Annotated in this window: 14 protein-coding genes; 6 read left to right on the top strand and 8 right to left on the bottom strand. The window is 39.7% G+C overall.

The features are described from left to right. Positions 1-37 precede the first annotated feature (37 nt). Together IPK31_06820 and IPK31_06815 are read right to left on the bottom strand one after the other, a co-directional pair. Positions 38-1,837: a hypothetical protein gene (locus IPK31_06820; protein MBK8087664.1), complete on the bottom strand. Its 1,800-nt coding sequence runs from the start codon at positions 1,835-1,837 to the stop codon at positions 38-40. 289 nt (positions 1,838-2,126) lie between these two features. After that, entirely contained in the window at positions 2,127-5,297 is a 3,171-nt protein-coding gene (locus tag IPK31_06815; GenBank protein MBK8087663.1) for a hypothetical protein, read from the bottom strand. A gap of 227 nt (positions 5,298-5,524) precedes the next feature. Here IPK31_06815 and IPK31_06810 point away from each other — a divergent pair, with 227 nt between their 5' ends. Beyond that, on the top strand, positions 5,525-6,160 hold the full coding sequence (locus IPK31_06810) for a YceI family protein (protein MBK8087662.1): 636 nt from the start codon (positions 5,525-5,527) through the stop codon (positions 6,158-6,160). A gap of 66 nt (positions 6,161-6,226) precedes the next feature. Here the strand turns inward: IPK31_06810 and IPK31_06805 are convergent, their stop codons facing one another. Further along, positions 6,227-8,140, bottom strand: a complete 1,914-nt coding sequence (locus tag IPK31_06805) for a prolyl oligopeptidase family serine peptidase (GenBank protein MBK8087661.1) — start codon at positions 8,138-8,140, stop codon at positions 6,227-6,229. A gap of 145 nt (positions 8,141-8,285) precedes the next feature. Next, entirely contained in the window at positions 8,286-8,756 is a 471-nt protein-coding gene (locus IPK31_06800) for a DUF4920 domain-containing protein (GenBank protein ID MBK8087660.1), read from the bottom strand. A 223-nt stretch (positions 8,757-8,979) separates the two neighbouring features. Between IPK31_06800 and recA the strand changes: the two genes are divergently transcribed. After that, complete coding sequence (recA, locus tag IPK31_06795) at positions 8,980-10,011, top strand: recombinase RecA (GenBank protein MBK8087659.1); 1,032 nt, start codon at positions 8,980-8,982, stop codon at positions 10,009-10,011. Positions 10,012-10,142: 131 nt separating this feature from the next. After that, the gene (locus tag IPK31_06790) at positions 10,143-10,646 is read left to right on the top strand and encodes a hypothetical protein (protein MBK8087658.1); all 504 of its coding nucleotides are present in this window, start codon (positions 10,143-10,145) and stop codon (positions 10,644-10,646) included. Between the two features lie 18 nt (positions 10,647-10,664). On the opposite strand, the gene IPK31_06785 is transcribed toward IPK31_06790, so the two are convergent. Beyond that, complete coding sequence (locus IPK31_06785; protein ID MBK8087657.1) at positions 10,665-10,973, bottom strand: DUF3817 domain-containing protein; 309 nt, start codon at positions 10,971-10,973, stop codon at positions 10,665-10,667. Positions 10,974-11,018: 45 nt separating this feature from the next. Next, on the bottom strand, positions 11,019-11,417 hold the full coding sequence (locus IPK31_06780; GenBank protein ID MBK8087656.1) for a MerC domain-containing protein: 399 nt from the start codon (positions 11,415-11,417) through the stop codon (positions 11,019-11,021). Positions 11,418-11,518: 101 nt separating this feature from the next. Between IPK31_06780 and IPK31_06775 the strand changes: the two genes are divergently transcribed. Next, entirely contained in the window at positions 11,519-12,175 is a 657-nt protein-coding gene (locus IPK31_06775; GenBank protein MBK8087655.1) for an SCO family protein, read from the top strand. A gap of 13 nt (positions 12,176-12,188) precedes the next feature. Then, entirely contained in the window at positions 12,189-12,605 is a 417-nt protein-coding gene (locus tag IPK31_06770) for a transcriptional repressor (protein MBK8087654.1), read from the top strand. A gap of 202 nt (positions 12,606-12,807) precedes the next feature. On the opposite strand, the gene IPK31_06765 is transcribed toward IPK31_06770, so the two are convergent. Both IPK31_06765 and IPK31_06760 read right to left on the bottom strand, forming a co-directional pair. After that, entirely contained in the window at positions 12,808-14,526 is a 1,719-nt protein-coding gene (locus IPK31_06765) for a M3 family oligoendopeptidase (protein ID MBK8087653.1), read from the bottom strand. A 125-nt stretch (positions 14,527-14,651) separates the two neighbouring features. Next, on the bottom strand, positions 14,652-15,242 hold the full coding sequence (locus IPK31_06760) for a DUF5606 domain-containing protein (GenBank protein ID MBK8087652.1): 591 nt from the start codon (positions 15,240-15,242) through the stop codon (positions 14,652-14,654). Between the two features lie 235 nt (positions 15,243-15,477). Between IPK31_06760 and IPK31_06755 the strand changes: the two genes are divergently transcribed. Continuing rightward, positions 15,478-17,838: a glycoside hydrolase family 31 protein gene (locus tag IPK31_06755; protein ID MBK8087651.1), complete on the top strand. Its 2,361-nt coding sequence runs from the start codon at positions 15,478-15,480 to the stop codon at positions 17,836-17,838. The last annotated feature ends 43 nt before the right edge of the window (positions 17,839-17,881 follow it).

Genomic DNA, 17,881 nt, shown 5'->3' with positions numbered 1-17,881 from the left:
TTTTTATTTTTATGATTTTACAATAGATGTGAAGTAATTATTTTCCTCTTTTAATTTCATAACACCTGATTACTTCACATGCATGACAGCAAAAATCATAGAAGGTATAACGGACACATATTTTTATCACATCACCGCAACAACTGAGGCTGTTCATTTCAGGAACAGCAATGGGTAATATGAATTTTGGTAACTGAGGTTGCGGATCGGGATTTCCCGGACCACCAATTACAGCCATTTTTTCTCCAAAGGTTGCGCCCTGTGTTTGTTTTGGTACTGTAACATTCTTTGCATTATTATTCTTTAACGGATCTATTTTTCCATTGTCTCCATGACCAACACCTCCGCCGTCATCATGAGGCTGACCATTGCATTCTTTCATAACGGTGCTTGTCCAGGTGATCAGTCTGCTGTAATCCGGTTTATTTAATACAGGACCACTGTAGCCTGGTATGGCAGAAGCAGGTAGAGTAAAGTTGCCATAGTATTTACTGTCGTACACACACTTGGCGCAATTAGTATCACCTGTTTGCTGAATATTGAAATAAATAATTTCAGCAGTTACTTTTTTAATGTTATTCGGATTGATGCCTGTAACCATTCCTGTTAAATTCACCTGCATCGGGTTACCGTTCTTTGGTAATATCAATGTATCTTTTTGAATGACCAGCTGCATATTCCTGCATGGATCGCAGGGGCATTTCAATGTATCTGCTTCTACTTCTGTTTCAGTTATTGCATTATCCAATGCATCTTCAGCGGCTACGTAGAAACGGATGATTTTTGCAGTATCAGCACAACTGAGCTGTCCGGTAAATGTAACCGAACCATTACCTGCAATAGTTGCCGGTAAGCCAGGTGTAAGTGGCGAAGGAAGTATGTTAGCAATTACACCATTTACTTTATCAACTTTCAGCTGGGTAATCTTAACAGTGTTGGTTAAATTATTTTTAATGATGATGGTAAAATTCTGTTTACCGTTTATGCAACAACTGATATCAAGACTATCAATCTGAATATCGATATCATTGCTCATTTTAAATGTGTAAGGTTCGCTTGTGCCGTCCCTTGTTCCTATTGGTTTCCCATCACGACCCAATGCCTGAACAGACCAGATGAAATCACATAAGTAAGGAGGTTTGCATGGGCCTGTGAGTATACTGCTGACACTTGCCTGCGTAAGGTTCTCTACATCTTTTGTTATGATCGGCGCATTGCTGGTCATTGCCTTTGCTCCATTCTGTCCCTGCATCAGTTGCCATACACGCAAACGATAGGTTACAGGATCTTTTGGTTTAGGAACAACAGGAGTCCAGCGGAATGTAACAAGACCCTGCAACTGTTTTAAAGTGAATTTTTTTCCATTTTCCGGATTGATTAAAGTGGGTGGAGCGAAATCTGTTTTTTGTGATTCCACTTTAAACTCTTTGCAAACTTCCCGGCTCAATTCTTTTCGTTCACTGCTGAAAAATTGTGCACAGATGCTGTAGCTTCCTTCTTTCAGTTCTTTGCAATTGCCCAACATGCCAATCAGTTCAGCTGCATTAAAAGTTCTTACATCAAAGGGATCAATTGGCTTTGCAGTTGAAAGATTGTTGCCGCAAACAACAGCACCTCCGCTGCGGATCTGTAACACCAGCATTGGTTTCATATCTCTCGACTGTGGAGATTTTTGCGCTGATAATAATAATGAACCCGGAGTGGTAATCCAGTCATCGATCTTTGCCGGTAAGGTATTCTTTACGGTAAAGTTGACGATGTTAATTTGACTGATCTGGCTGCGGACAGTGCTAAAACAAAGCAGCAGAATAGGAATGAGAAACTTGATTTTCTTCATGACAGTTGGTTTTCGGTAAAAGGAAAGAGGCGTATAGTTTGGTAACAATAAAGAACTGGATTCTTTTGTTGTGCGTAGTATAACGGTTAAACAGGCTGATTATTGGCGAATAGAAACAAATCTCTGGATCAGAATTAAGGATATAGGACGGGAAGAAAGATATTGCTTTACGCAAGTATCCAATCATGTGGCTGAGTTAAGGTGGGGGAAAAGTACAAATAAGTTTCAGCTAATGCAACAAAAAAGCCCCTTTTCAATAAAAGGGGCTTTTTAAAACAAACGGAATCCTTTATTCAATCGGCTTATAATCTTTAAACAACTTCATTGGTGTTGCTTCTGCCTGTGTACGGTAAGCTTTCCATTTACCATCAATGAACTCATTGATTTTTTTAACTGATTCTTTAATGGCTGTTTCTGCTTCAGTAACCAGTCGCTCTGTTTGTGCAGTTGGTGCAGCAATCTTACTCATGATTTCCATGTTTGCATTTTGCAGAATGCTCATGGTGGTAATATCAGCAAAACGGGTAATACCCTGTCTTTCGGTTGCAGTGCGGCCAAAAATGCTTTCTCTTATTTTTTTGATTTCAGCTTTGATGGCAGTTCCTGCTTTGCGTAAACTGTCCGCTTCTTTACCTTCTGCACCACGTAATGAATTCTCAACTTTTGTGATTGCTTCTTCTGCTTCGGTAATGCGGTCAACGGCTTCCGTTAGTTTATCTGTACTTAGCTGTAAGCGGTCGCTCATTTTCTTTTTTGCGTTATATACTTCTTTTTTCACTTCAATTCTTGGATCTGCTTTTACAGTAACCATTGTTGAGTCGCTGTCTTTTCCAAGTGTAAGAACAACTTTATAGGTACCGGGAAAAGCCTGCATGCCACCAAATGGCTCTGGTGCACCGGGCCTTGGTTTTGGTGAGCCGGGACGGCGGTTTCCCTTTGTTTCAAATCTCCAGTAGATGCGGTTGAAGCCTGTGTCGGCTTTTACTTTATAACTTCTGATTTGTTTATTCTGTTCATCAAAAATTTTCACCCAGGCACTATCCATTTTTTGTTTGGATGTATCTTTTCCCACCTTCGCAGCAGCTCCGGCGGGCAGGGCATCAGCATATTTTACAAAGTAAGAAAGCATTGCTCCTGTTCTTCTGTTTTCACCTTCATATAAACCCCACGTACTCCATTCGTAACCCGGTGCATTTTTAACTGAAGCCTGATAAGCAACCGGAGGTTCGAACATACTGAGCTTTTTCGTTGACACTGAGCCGTTAGCTGCAGCAAAAGCCCTGAGCGGACGGATATCATCCAGCACCCACAATGCACGGCCAAAGGTTGCAATCACCAAATCAGCTTCTCTTTCCTGGATAGTTAAATCATAAGTTGATACCGATGGATAACCATTTGTCCATTGTGAAAATGTTTTTGCATTATCATAACTGATCCACAGCCCATGTTCGGTTCCAACAAAGATTAAATTGGGTTGAACCGGATCCTGGATCATACACAGTGCATATCCTTTTAATCCTTTATTGGCAAGAATATTCTCCCAGGTTTTACCAAAATCTTTTGTACGGAAAACGGTAATGCTGAAATCACCACGGCGGTAATCGTTGGCCACAACAAATGCTTCATTTTCATTAAAGCGGCTTGCATGAACCTGTGTAATCCATGCACCAGCATTTAAGCCGGGAATCTTTCCACGAAAGTTGGTCCATGTTTTTCCGCCATCCTGTGTCAGCTGTACATTGCCATCATCGGTACCAACCCAGATTACGTTTTTGTTTTTTGCTGATGGCGCAATAGCCATGATGGTGTTATAATTTTCAGCACCGGTAATATCTAATGTTAATCCACCTGTTTCTTCTTTCTGCTGTTCAGCGTTGTTCGTTGTTAAGTCGGGAGAAATAATTTCCCAGCTGGTTCCTTTGTTGGTACTCTTATGCAAAACGTTACTTCCAAAATAAACTGTTTTGCTGTCGAATGGATCTAATGCAATTGCGCTGTTCCAGTTGAATCGCAATTTTGTTCTTGACTCCGGTGCAGGCGGTTTAATAAATTCCTGCTGGCCTGTTGTGATATTATAACGTCCAACAGAACCACCCTGGCTCATAGCATATACCCATTTACTGTCTTCGGGATCAGGTACAACATCAAAACCATCACCTCCCCAAAGGCTTTCCCAGTAATAGTTGCGGATGCCTGCATCAATCCAGGTGTAAGCAGGACCACGCCAGCTTCCATTATCCTGCAAACCTCCCATTACGTTATACGGAATTTCATTATCTGTATTAATATGATAGAACTGACCAAAAGGTAACTGCTCATCAAAGCGCCATGTTTTACCACGGTCTTTACTGATGCCGATACCGCCATCATTTCCTTCAATAATGAGGTTGGCGTTTGTTGGATGAATCCACCATGCATGATGATCGGGGTGAATACCGTTGTAAGGAATTAATGTGCTGAAGGATTTACCGCCATCTTCACTGATGGTTACAGTTGAATGAATATCATAGATGCGGTTTTCATTTTTTGGATCAACATAAATTTCCTGATAGTAAAAAGGGCGGTCTGTGATTTGTGCAGGATCGCTGTTCACTAACGTCCACGTAAAACCGCCGTCATCACTTTTATAAAAACCGTTTTTCGTTGCTTCTACTTTTGCATATACTCTTGATGGCTGACTTGCTGCAAAGGATAAACCAATTCGTCCAATTGATCCTTCGGGCAAACCATCTTCTTTACCTAATTTTTTCCAGTTCTTGCCACCATCAACTGTTATATATAAACCACTTCCGGGTCCACCACTATTGAAATTGTATGGCTTGCGCTGATGCTGCCACATGTTTGCAATCAATTTATTTGGGTTGGAAGGATCCATTACCAACTCTGCACAACCACTTGTATCGTTGGTGTATAATACACGTTCCCATGTTGAGCCACCATCAGTTGTTTTATAAACGCCACGTTCGCTGTGGATGCCATAAGGGTTACCAATTGCTGCAGCATAAACTGTGTTGGGATTTGTTGGATCAATAAGAATACGGTGAATGTTTCTTGTTTTTTCCAGGCCCATTCTCTTCCATGTTTTTCCTCCGTCAAGTGTTTTGAAAATACCTTCACCGAGGTTGAGTGAGTTACGGGGGTTTCCTTCTCCGGTTCCTACCCAGATTACATCCGGGTTGCTTTGCTGAATTTTGATAGAGCCGATATTGAGCAGGGGCTGATCATCAAACAAAGGCTTCCATGCAGCTCCGCCATTATCTGTTTTCCAAACACCGCCACTGGCTGCACCTACAAAAATTGTTTCAGGATTGCTGTATAACGCATCAATGGCTGTAACACGCCCACTCATTCCTGCCGGGCCGATATTACGTGGTTTAAGGTTTTTAAAATGTTCAGTCTTTACCTGTGCAGATGCCGAATAAAACAGAAAGGCCGTAACGGCCAAAGCAATTAGTCTCATGTTAAGCTGGTTTTAGGAATCTTGAAATTGAGGAAACATTACTGGCCTTCCAAATGTTTTTGATAAACGGTTCTGCCGAGGGAACTGTTTTAGCGTCTTTGTGTACAAGAGCCAGTCATAACAGAAAACAAACCCTGATGCATTGTCTAAACAAAAGTTTAACAGGTTTTTTCAATGAACGGCCTTATTTTTGTCAATGTTTAAACACTAAACCAATCAATTTAATTATGAAGCGTATTTTATTTTCAATGCTGGCAATCGGTTCCGTAGCCATACTTGCAGCATTTTTGCCTAAACAGGAAAACAAAGTTGCAGCAGTTTCTTCTGCACAGGCGGGTACTAAATGGACAGTTGATAAATCACACAGCAATGTGAAATTTTCGGTAACCCACATGGTTGTTGCAGAAACAGAAGGCTCATTTAAAGCTTTCGATGGTACTGTTGAGCATACTAAAGCCGACTGGAGCGATGCAAAGATTAATTTTTCTGTTGACGTAAATTCAATCAACACAGACAATGAGAATCGTGACAAGCATTTAAAGAGCGATGATTTCTTTAATGCTGAAAAATTCCCGGCAATCACTTTTGCAGGCACCAGCTTTACTCCCAAAGGAGGAAACAAGTATGAACTTGCAGGAAACCTTACTATTCGTGATGTGACCAAACCCGTAAAATTTGATGTAACCTTTGGCGGTATTGCAGCAAGCACACGTGGCGACAAAGCAGGATTCAAAGCAAAGACGACCATTAATCGTTTTGATTACAATCTCAAATGGGACCGTGCAACTGAAGCAGGTGGACTGGTTGTAGGAAAAGATGTTGAAGTAACTGTATTACTTGAGCTGAATAAGGCAAAACAATAATATTGAAAAACCTCAATTAAAAAACCCACGGCAGTATTATTGCCGTGGGTTTTTCTTTTATAAAAATTAATTTAGCTTTGGTGCTGGTTCTTCCTTTTTTAAATATTTGTTGAGGAACTTAAGTGTTTCACTCGATGCTTTCATCTGGTTTTCTTTTTTCACAAAACCATGCCCTTCATCAGGAAACAAAACGTATTCAACAGCGGTACCATTCTTTTTTGCACCTGCAACAATTTCATCGCTTTCAATCTGTAATACCCTTGGATCATTTGTACCCTGCAGTACAAGCAATGGTGTTTTAATTTTATCCGTATTGAACAAAGGAGAAATGTTTTTTAAACGAACAGAATCAGCTGTAAAAGGATCGCCCATTTCTATATACAATGCTTTTCGGAAACTTTCCCAGTAAGGAGGAATACTTTTTAATGTACGCATCCAGTTGGCAACACCAAACAGGTCTACACCAACAGCAAATTCATTGGGGTATTGAATAATGCCTGCCAAACTCATAAAGCCCCCATAGCTGCCCCCATATATTCCAATTTTTGTACTGTCAATATATTCCTGCTGCGCCAGCCAGCGTTTACCCCACACACAATCCTTCAGATCTTTATCGCCATGATTCTGATTGTCCATTTTATAAAAGACTTTTCCATAGCCGCTGCTACCCCTGTTGTTTACAGCTAATACAGCATAACCATGATTCACTAAGTATTGAATACTGTTGGAATAACCGGCACGGCTTTGTCCACCGGGACCGCCATGCACCCAAACCAATGCCGGAACTTTTTTGGTTGATGAAGCACTGTGTGGCTTGTAATAGATGGCTGGAATTTCCTGGCCGTCGAATGATTTGAAACGAACCACTTCTGCATCCACAAGATCATTTTGATCAACCTCTTTTGTAAGTGTGCTGGTTAGTTGCTTCAATTCTTTTGAGTCGAAATTGTACCAGTAAAAATTCATCGGACTTCTGTCGCTGCTTACATTCAGCAGCAGATTTTTTTCACTCAGCGATATCGTCACCCCGGAGATATAACCATTTTCGGACTTTGGCAGGTCTGCTTCTTTGCCACTTGCATGATCAAAGAGCAGTACTTTATTTCTTCCATCTTCATTGATGCCAATTACATGATATTTTCCATTTTCGCTGATGAACATATAACTCACGTCCCAGCTTGTTTCAAAGAATTTTTCCTTGGTGCCTTTCAGAAGATTGTATTTTACAACATAGGTAAAATTTTCACCCTCGTTGGTTATGTAATATAAAAAAGTATCATCAGTTTCAAACCCTGCGGGATAATAGGTGGCATCGCCCAGACTGTCTGTTGAAAGTTGTTTTGTTTCTTTTGTTTGTGCATCAAACAGGTACATTTCATTTTTATCTGTTGTAACAGATTTGGTGAGGACAAGATACCGTTCATTAAAGGAGATGCTGTTTACATCAAGCCCGCTGTCATTTTTGTAAAGCATAGTAGGCTGCCATTTGGCAGTATCCATTTTATATACATCAAAAAACTTGGGGTTGCGTTTATTGCTGATGTAATAGCATTGTGTTTTGTCTTTGGTCCATCCAAAAAAAGATGCTTTTTCAGTTGCTCCCGGAGTAAGATCTTTTGCTGTGCCATTACCAGCCTGCAGATAAAGATGATCATTTTCATTGCCTCCCTTATCAGCAGTGTAAATAAAATGATCAGTACCAGGTACATAATCAACAGTAAAAAAAGATTCCTGTGTTGAGCTTGTCAGGGGTTTTGTTGTGGAGTCGGCCAGGGTTAATTCATATACATTAAAAATATTGGTACGGTTGCTGTTGATGAGGATTTTGGTTTCATCTTTATTGAAGGCACCACCCGAAACTCCTTCTGTTTTATAAAACTGCTCAATGCTGTATTGTTTTACATCACGGGCAGGGGCAGCCTTTTCTTTGCAACCCCATAATAATATAAATACCGAGAACGATAAGAAGATTTTTTGCATAAAATAAGTTTAAGCAAATAAGGTAGGGAGAGAATCCGGAAGATGCAAACCGCCTGTAAAATTCATGCAATCAGGCCAGAGTAAAGGATAGGTAATAAAAAAGCCATCGGTTAAGATGGCTCTGTTATATTGTTCTGATAAGTTATTACAGGACTAAAACTCCTTTTGCAATAAACTGTGTTTCTTTTTTTACCTCTTTGATCTTTTCAATTTCAGCTTTTGTTTTTCCTGCATCTTCTGCAAGATGCTGCTGCTGTTTTACACTTACTTCTTTTTCTTTTGCTTCACCTTCCAGTACTACAGTCTGTCCAACAATATTCTTTGGCATAAAGAATCCGTAATCTTTAAATCGAACCATAATGGTTTCGCCATTGCCCTTATCAACTTTCATCCAGCAGCCTTTTTCCAGGCAAACTTCTGTAACCTTGGCGGTGATTTTTCCGGTAAATAAGCCTTTTTCCTGCACCTGCTTTTCCATATCAGTTACAGCCTTAGCTTCCGTATTGGTTGTTCCTTCGCCATAAGTAACACCTTTGGCGGCGGGTTTGGGATCATTTTGGGCATATGCTGTAACGGTTAAAAGGGCAGCAGCAAACAAAACTGTCAGTTTTTTCATGTGTTTATTATTTGAACAGCAAATTTAAGCGTACTGACGAAGTACACAAGTCAAACCTGTTAAAATTCCTAAAGAACGATTTTTCAAAGACAAAAAAATTTTTACTAAAACATTTGGCATCTAAAATAATTAGTATTATGTTTGCTAAACAAATTAGTGTGAACAAATAAACAAACCCGTTATGGAAGAGACTTTAATTTTGGAGAAACCAAAAAAAGAAAAAATGAGCAAGGACACCAGCAAAGAGAGCAGTGAAAAACTCAAAGCGCTGAAACTCACCATCGACAAAATTGACAAGGATTATGGCAAAGGAAGTGTGATGATGATGAATGAAAAAGGCATTACCGAAATTGAGGTTGTATCAACCGGTTCCATTGGACTTGATACTGCCCTGGGAATTGGCGGTATACCAAGAGGAAGGGTCATTGAAATTTACGGACCTGAAAGCAGTGGTAAAACAACCATTGCCACACATATCATTGCAGAGGCGCAAAAGAAAGGCGGTATCTGTGCAATCATTGATGCTGAGCATGCTTTTGACAGTGGCTACGCACAGAAACTTGGTGTTGATGTTGATAATCTATTGATCTCACAACCGGATTACGGAGAACAGGCTTTGGAAATTGCTGATCGTTTGATTTTGTCAGGAGCATTGGATGTGGTGGTAATTGATTCTGTTGCGGCACTTGTTCCAAAAAGTGAACTGGAAGGTGAAATGGGCGACAGTAAAATGGGTTTGCAGGCAAGATTGATGAGTCAGGCCCTGAGAAAACTAACCGCTACTATTCATAAAACAAATACCATCTGCATTTTCATTAACCAGCTGCGTGAAAAAATCGGGGTGATGTTTGGTAATCCTGAAACAACAACCGGTGGTAATGCGCTGAAGTTCTATTCATCCGTTCGTTTGGATATTCGCAGAATGAGCCAGATCAAAGACGGTGACGAAGCAATTGGTAACCGTGTAAAAGTAAAAGTGGTAAAAAACAAAGTAGCACCACCATTTAAAGCGGCTGAATTTGATATCATATTTGGTGAAGGCATCAGCAAAAATGGTGAAATCATTGATATGGGTGTTGAACTGGCAATCATTCAAAAAAGCGGAAGCTGGTACAGTTATAACAGTGATAAGCTGGGACAGGGAAGAGATGCAGTAAAACAAATACTCATTGATAATCCTGAAATGGCCAATGAAATTGAAGGAAAGATCCGTGAAAAAATAAAAGAAATTCAAAACGGAGCAGCTGCTTCGTAAACTTCGGGTTTGTTTGTAAGTATCAAAGCCTTTCGCTTCTGCGAAGGGCTTTTCCTTTTTTGTTTAGATGCGGTAATTGGGTATTGCAGAAAAGAAGAGGAAAGTCTACTTTAGCTGTATAACTGTTATATATGAAAAGGCTATTGTATTTTTTTGCTGTTATCACTGCTTCATTATTTTTAATGGGTTGTCCTTACGAAACCGAAGTGCCGATTGATAAACCGGAAGTAAAATTTCCTGCCGGGCTGCTTGGTAAATGGGAGCCCAAGAGTTCTTCGGATGATATATATACAATTAAAAAGAAGGATGATTACATTATCACAATTACGAAAGTAAAAAAAGAAGCGAAGCCTGATGATGCAGCTGAGGAGTATGAAGCATTTATCTCAGATGTAGGTGGTATAAAGTTTTTAAATCTCTCTGAGAAAAAGGGCGAAGACTTCGGGACAAAAAAATACTACCTGTATAAACTGGAAATCAGTCCAAGCGGAGCAAGACTTACCCTTAGTCCTGTTACCGAAAATATTGATGAAAAATTTCAAACATCTGCTGAGCTGAAAAACTTTATTCAACAGAATATGAAGCATTCTTTCTTTTATGACAAAGAAGATGAGGTGTACATAAAAGCAGAATAATCTACTTTCATAGGTATCTTACCTGTTCAGCAAAAAGGCTTCTTCTTTTTTCAATTGTTTGTCATACACAAAAGTTCCCAATGGCAGCCATGCAGCAACAAAAGCCAGCAGAAATTTTTTAAATGGCCAGTTATAAGTTTCTTTAACGAACCAGGCTAATGCTACGTAAGAAACAAATAATAAACCATGTGCCCAGCCAACATACTTTACGGCTAGGGGAAAATCAAATATATACTTCAGGGGCATTGCAATTAAAAGAAGTACAAGAAAAGAAACACCTTCGGCTATACCGATCTTACGTAAAAATTGCAGTGGTTTTAAATTCATTGAATTGTTTTGAAATGGAAAAAGCTTGGTTCTGAAAAAAAGCTGTTAATGATTGCAATCGCTGACATGGCAGTGATTTGCTTCCCTACAAAAACGGTGATTAAGGATGTGAGCGCTGATTACAGCAATTACTGCAGGAATCACAAATACAAAAGAAGAATAAGGAAAGATCACAAACTGGTTAATGGTAAACAAAAGCATCCCAAAAGTGAAAGGCACCAGCGTACCCCAGTGGTGGTGGTGTTTTTTGTAGCCATGCCAGAGTGTTGAAAAACCTATTACAAAAGCAGAGCCCAGTAAAAAGATTTCAAGAAAAATATTATGAATAATATTTACTCCAAATAGTGGCAGGCTTGTAATAAAGAGCGGCATCACTGCACAGTGAATGGCACAGGCTAATGACGCTCCAATACCCAAGGCTTCCCAGTTAATGCGAAAATTCATAAAGGACAGCAAAAGTACAGTTTTGCAATGATGTTGCAAATTTTATTTTAAGTCGCATTTGCCTTTGTGCCCTTCGTACCTTTGCGTTTTATTATACCTATATGTCGAAAAAATTGTGGTTTTATATTGGATTTTTTACCCTCCTGCTTGTTGTGTTTTATGTGGTGTTGTTTTCAGGGACTGATCTTTGGAAAAAGAAACTGCCGGTAATGAGTGAAGTGAAAGAGTTTGCTTTTGTCAACCAGCTGGGAGATACAATTACTAACCGGGAAGTAACTGGAAAAGTTCAGGTTGTAGAGTTTTTCTTTACAACCTGTAAAGGCATTTGCCCGAAGATGAATACAAATATGCTCACTATTGCATCCGATTTTGCCAACGAGGATGATTTTATGATCCTGAGTCATACAGTTGATCCGGATGTAGATTCTGTAGGCAGACTGAAAGTGTACGCTGATTCATTAAAGGTTGATGGAACAAGATGGATGTTCTTAACAGGCAGTAAAGAAAAGTTGTATGAAGCAGCAAGGAAAAGTTATTTGCTCGATGATCAGAACAACACGAATGCTCCTATTGAAGAACAGTTTGTGCATACACAATTATTTGCATTGGTAGACAGAGCAGGAAGGGTGCGAGGTATTTATGATGGATTGAATAAAAAGGAATTGGCAAAACTGGATACAGATATCCGCCTTATTTTAAGTGAGAGTTATAGTGGCCCACGTTTTGTAAATGGAATTTTTCAAAATAGTCCTAATTAAGTAAATTTCAACTATGAGTGAAGATGTCCGTGATTTACTGAAGAAAAATCATATGAGTGTAACCGACAGCCGGTTACAGATCCTCGAATTATTTTATCATGCTCCGGGAGCGTTGGCGCATGCTGATATTGAAAAAAAAGCCAGTGATAAAATTGACCGTGTAACTATTTACCGAACACTGCAGACTTTTGAAGAGAAGGGAATTATTCATACCATTCCTTCCGCTGATAATTCAGTGAAGTATGCTTTATGCAAACATGAATGTGCAGAAGGTCATCATCATGATAACCATGTACATTTTGTTTGCGATGAATGCTGTAAAACAATTTGTCTCGATGATGTGCTGGTACCCGATGTAAAATTACCGAAGGGGTTTGAGCCACATCAAAGCAATATGGTGGTGAATGGATTGTGTAATGAATGTAAGTGAGGCTAAGAGTTCAAAGAAAAAGAGTTGAAGGAGAAGACACAAAAGTTTTCTCCTTTTTTTTTTAATACTGATGATAGGAATGTAAAAAGGCAGTTGAAAGTTCATTTCTCTTTTCTTTCTTTCAACTCTTAGTTAAAAAGATGCCCTCCCGTAGATACGGGAAGGCATGATTAATGTTCTGATTTAGCAGTACAAATATCGTTTAATTCAGGTTATCCATCTCTGTTTTTGTAAAATCCATCAGGGTTTTAATATAGTTCGGCGAAAAGTCAAATCGCAACCCCGCTGCTTCATAGAGGTTCGGCAGTGTTTTGGTTCCCCCTAAACTTAACGCATTGATATAATTGTTCAGAGCGTTTTGCTGGTCCTGTTTGAACTGCATCCACAAGCCAATTGCACCGAGCTGGGCAATACCATATTCGATATAATAAAACGGCACTTCAAATAAATGCAGTTGACGCTGCCATTCATATGGACGGAATTGTTCCAGTCCGCTATAATCAATCATACCTGTGCTGTATTCATTGCCCAATGACAACCACTTCGCCCCTCTTTCTTCAACTGTATGTGCCGGGTTTTCATAGATCCAGTGCTGAAATGCATCAATCCGTGCAATCCATGGTAAAATGGTAAGCACACGTTCTAACTGTTTGAATTTCGCCCTTCGTAATTCATCTGCATCTTTAAAGAAAATATCCCAATGCTCCATACTGAAAAGTTCCATCGACATACTGGCCACTTCAGCTATCTCAGCACCGTATTCTTTAAAACCGGTCAGTTCTAAATGATGTGTAAGAAAAGAATGAATGGCATGACCACCTTCATGCACCATGGTTGTAACATCATCCAATGTTCCGGCAGCATTCATAAAAATAAATGGAGCACCAGTTTCTGCTAAGGGCATATTGTAACCTCCAGGTGCTTTTCCTTTCCGGCTGTCAAGATCAAAACGTTTCAGTTCTGCCATCTTCTTTAAACAATCAGCAAAGAACGGATTGAGCTGTTCAAAACATTCAATCGTTTTTTCTGTCAATTCTTTTCCATTGCTGAATGGTTGCAATGGTTGAATGCCTTCCGGTTCCGCATCCATATCCCATGGACGTAATACATCGACTCCTATTGCTTTGCGTTGTTCTTCGTAAATAATTTTCACCAAAGGGACAACATGCAGCTTCACTGCTTCATGAAAATTGATACAATCCTGTGTGGTATAATCAAAGCGACCCAGTTCTTTAAATTTGTAATCACGGTAGTTACTGAAGTCTGCGTTTAATGCAATCTGGTGACGTTTCTCAACCAGTTTATTAAAGAGCTCGTTTAGTGCATCTCTATCCTGGTAGCGACGGGTCTGCACTTTGAGATATACTTCTTCACGCAGTTTACGATCCGGACTTTCTAAAAATTTTCCAGCCTGTTGCAACGTGTATTCTTTTCCATTTACTTCCACAGTCATCTTTCCTGCAATCTGGCCAAACTGCTGCTGCATTACATTTAACTCAGATGTGATGGGAATATTTGCTTCACGAAACAGTTCAATACTTTTTTTAATGGAACGCAGGTACGTAAAATATTTTTCTGAATCGAGTTCTTTTGTAAAAGGGCAATCAACCAACTTTCGGTTTAGTTTATCTGCATAGGGTTGCATCTTTGGCGCAATCTCCATGTAAAAATAATTGAAGGCCTCTTCCAGTTCTTTGTTTTCAGTATCGCAGGTCATGCGAACCTGCCGCCAGCAGGCTTCTTCGCTTACAACGGCTTCCAGCTCACTGCTGTCTTTCAGCCATTGTTCAAGATCCTGTTTGTTATTAATTGTACGGTCGAGTAATGTTTTAAAATACATTTCAATTGCTTCCCATGTTGTGATTGCAAAATCTTTTGGTAAGAATTTCCGTTCAATGGGATGAATATCTGCACTCAGCATAACGATAATTTAAAAGTCTTTAATTGAAATTGCCGGGAAGCCGTTAAGACGGGAAGAAGTATGATTCAAAAAGGTACTTCACGTCTTTCCGCCTTACCGGCAACCGATTTCTATAATTCTATTTCTTAATCTTCTTTTTTCTTTTTCGGAGCAGCCTTCTTTTTTGGTGCTTCTTCTGCTGCCTTTTTTTCAGTCTTAGGCTCTTCTTTTTTAGCAGCTTTCGGCTGTGCAGCTTTTTTTACAGGCTTTTCTTCAGCAACAGGTTCAGCTTTTACTTTTTTCTTAACCGGCTCAGCTTTTTCTTCTACTTCAGAAACTTCTTCCTCAGGCTGTTCCGTTAATTTTATTTCAATGTCTTTTGCTTTAATGATGCTGAACCATTTCACCATCTTCTTCATATCGCTGGTGTACACACGTTCAAAATCCAGGTCGGGGTATACTTTTTCAAAATATGCTTTAATGGCTTTGGCATCTTTTTCATCAGGCAGTTTTCCGCCTACTGTTTCCATTGCCTTTAAGATGTCTGTTAGATTCACATTGTCACGAACAGTGTATACTTCAATACTTTCGAGGTGTGAAAACTGGTGCTGACGTGTTGATGCAAACTTGGTGGAGTTGTCGTCTAATGAACGAACAATTGCACCATCTGTTTTGCTGCTTACTAATTCATATAAACCGGGCATTCCGGTTACTGCGATTAATTTTCCGTATTCCATAAATGTTTTAATTCAAGGGCTGCAAGTTAAGTGATTTCGTGTGTTCATTCTGATTGTTTTTACCTGTGGCAAAGCATGCCTGCGCGGCAATGACATTACCGCAAACCACCGGAAACTGATTTTATTATTAGCTGTTGTTGAAGTAGCTTCGAAACAAATCAGTTTTCTTATGGTCCGCAGCTTTTTTCTGTTGCTTTTGTCCCTGCAAAGCCTGTGCCTGAGCGCCCAGCAAGGTTTGGGAGCCTATAAAAATTTTAAAACCGAAACGGGAAAAGCGGTAATTGCCACCACAACAGGGCGACTTATTTTTCAGGCTTACCCCAATGGAATTTTACAAACCACTTTTGAAGCAAATGAATATAAAGGGGAGCAGGTAAGCAATGCGGTGATTCTTCAGCCTGTTGCCGGAGGAATAAAATTGCTGAAAAATGCGACCTCTTCTTTACAACTGTTATTCGGAACAACAGTTATTACCGTTGAAAAAGATCCAATCCAGGTTTTTTATACGAATCAAGACCGTGGTTTTGCTTTTACCGGGTACGAGTTAAAAAATGAATACCATGTGCTGCAGTTTTCTGTTGATCCCGGCGAACAGTTTTTTGGCAGTGGATCACGGTCTATTCCGCTGAATAAAAAAGGATATAGAGTTGAACTGAACAATAATCCGCAATATGGCTACAGCAGCAATGCAGAAAATCTGAATTATTCAGTTCCGTTTCTGCAATCAAGTAATGGGTATGCATTGTTTATTGATAATCCTTCCAAAGGGTTTTTAGATGTTGAAAAAACAAAAGAAAAAACAATTGAAGTTGGATTGAAAGCAGGTAAGCTGCAATTCTATACTTTTTTTGGAAACAATGCAGGTGATCTTATTCAAAAATTTACATCTCTTGTTGGTCGTATGCCCATGCCGCCGAGATGGGCCATGGGAAATTTCATGAGCCGTTTTGGGTACAGAACACAGGATGAAGTAATGAACATTGCACAAAAAATGAAAGATCAGAAATTTCCCTTTGATGCGGTGATCATTGACCTGTTCTGGTTTGGTGATGCAGTGCATGGAGCATGGAACATCGGTAATCTCGACTGGAACAAACAACGGTTTCCTCAACCCGAAAAAATGATTGCTGATCTCAAAAAACAAAATATTAAAACTATTTTAATTACAGAGCCTTTTGTTTTGTCTGAATCATTCAATTACAAATACTCACAGCAAAACAAACTGAATGCTGTTGATAAAAATGGAGATACTGTCGGCATCAAAGAATTTTATTTTGGTCATACCGGGCTGCTCGATATTTTTCAAAACAAAACCAAAGACTGGTTCTGGAGTAAGTATGATGCACAAATTAAAAAAGGAGTTGCCGGCTGGTGGGGCGATTTGGGTGAACCGGAGAAACATCCCAACTATGTGTATCATAATTTAAAAGACCTCGGACAAAAACGATTATTCAGTGCAGATGAAGTACATAATATGTACGGCCATGTATGGAGCCAGATGCTGTTTGAAAAGTATGGAAAGAATTATCCTAACGAAAGATTGTTTCATTTAAACAGAAGTGGCTTTGCCGGTACATGGCGCTATGGTTCGTTTCCATGGAGTGGTGATGTAGGCAGAAGCTGGAACGGTTTCCGTGCACAGTTGCCCATTATGCAGAGCATGGCTTTGAGCGGCGTGCCAACCATGCATAGTGATGCAGGTGGTTTTGCAATGGGTCAGCGTGATCCTGAATTGTACAGGCGCTGGTTACAGATGGCAGTGTTTACACCCATCTTCCGTCCGCATGGAAGTGTGAATGCACCCGAAGCAACAACAGCAAGTATTGAAAGTGAACCTGTGTTTTATGATGAACCGGATAAAAGTATTTTACGAAAATTTGTTCAGCTTCGTTATCAGCTGATGCCTTATGTGTATACGCTTGCTTATGATGCTGCAACGAAAGGTGCTCCATTTGTTCGGCCCATGTTTTACAATGATCATACAGACAGTAATCTTTATAAAGCGAATGATCAGTATATGTTTGGCGATGCTTTGCTGATTGCACCTGTGTTGGAAAAAGGTGCAACCAAACGTAAATTATATTTACCAAAAGGGCAGTGGTATGATTTCTGGAACCCAACAGAAAAAAGAACAGGTGGAGAATGGATTGAAGTGGATGTGAATGCAGAAAGTATTCCTGTATTTGTAAAAGCCGGATCTGTATTACCAATGAAACCATTATTTGATAACACGGCAAATTATCCAAAAGACAAAATCATTCTTCATTATTATGCAGCAGAAGGCAATCAGCTGGCGTTGATGTATGAAGATGATGGAACAACCAATAAAGCCAATGAAAAAAATCAGTTTGAACTGATCCGCTTTTTTACTTCAGCAAAAGATGGGAAAGTAAGTTTCACCATCAACAGTAATAATGGCCAGTACAAAGGCAAGCCTCAGCAAAGGGAAATTGAATTATATGTGCATGGAATAGCAGCTGCCAAACAGGTGTTGATTGATGGAAAACCTTTCATCAAATGGATGCAGCATGAAGACCTGGTTCATGTGCCCATGTTTATGTGGAGCAAGGGTGTGAAGAAGGTAGAGATTAAATAAGTTTAACACAGAGGAAAGGAGATGCCGAGATTCATGGAGAGCC

The sequence above is a fragment of the Chitinophagaceae bacterium genome (genome assembly GCA_016713085.1).
Lineage (GTDB): Bacteria > Bacteroidota > Bacteroidia > Chitinophagales > Chitinophagaceae > Lacibacter.
This window is presented reverse-complemented; position numbering and strand designations above follow the sequence as displayed.

Coding starts and splice junctions, on each gene's coding strand:
- IPK31_06820 (MBK8087664.1), bottom strand. CDS start 1,837: ATGAAGAAAATCAAGTTTCTCATTCCTATTCTGCTGCTTTGTTTTAGC.
- IPK31_06815 (MBK8087663.1), bottom strand. CDS start 5,297: ATGAGACTAATTGCTTTGGCCGTTACGGCCTTTCTGTTTTATTCGGCA.
- IPK31_06810 (MBK8087662.1), top strand. CDS start 5,525: ATGAAGCGTATTTTATTTTCAATGCTGGCAATCGGTTCCGTAGCCATA.
- IPK31_06805 (MBK8087661.1), bottom strand. CDS start 8,140: ATGCAAAAAATCTTCTTATCGTTCTCGGTATTTATATTATTATGGGGT.
- IPK31_06800 (MBK8087660.1), bottom strand. CDS start 8,756: ATGAAAAAACTGACAGTTTTGTTTGCTGCTGCCCTTTTAACCGTTACA.
- recA (MBK8087659.1), top strand. CDS start 8,980: ATGAGCAAGGACACCAGCAAAGAGAGCAGTGAAAAACTCAAAGCGCTG.
- IPK31_06790 (MBK8087658.1), top strand. CDS start 10,143: ATGAAAAGGCTATTGTATTTTTTTGCTGTTATCACTGCTTCATTATTT.
- IPK31_06785 (MBK8087657.1), bottom strand. CDS start 10,973: ATGAATTTAAAACCACTGCAATTTTTACGTAAGATCGGTATAGCCGAA.
- IPK31_06780 (MBK8087656.1), bottom strand. CDS start 11,417: ATGAATTTTCGCATTAACTGGGAAGCCTTGGGTATTGGAGCGTCATTA.
- IPK31_06775 (MBK8087655.1), top strand. CDS start 11,519: ATGTCGAAAAAATTGTGGTTTTATATTGGATTTTTTACCCTCCTGCTT.
- IPK31_06770 (MBK8087654.1), top strand. CDS start 12,189: ATGAGTGAAGATGTCCGTGATTTACTGAAGAAAAATCATATGAGTGTA.
- IPK31_06765 (MBK8087653.1), bottom strand. CDS start 14,526: ATGCTGAGTGCAGATATTCATCCCATTGAACGGAAATTCTTACCAAAA.
- IPK31_06760 (MBK8087652.1), bottom strand. CDS start 15,242: ATGGAATACGGAAAATTAATCGCAGTAACCGGAATGCCCGGTTTATAT.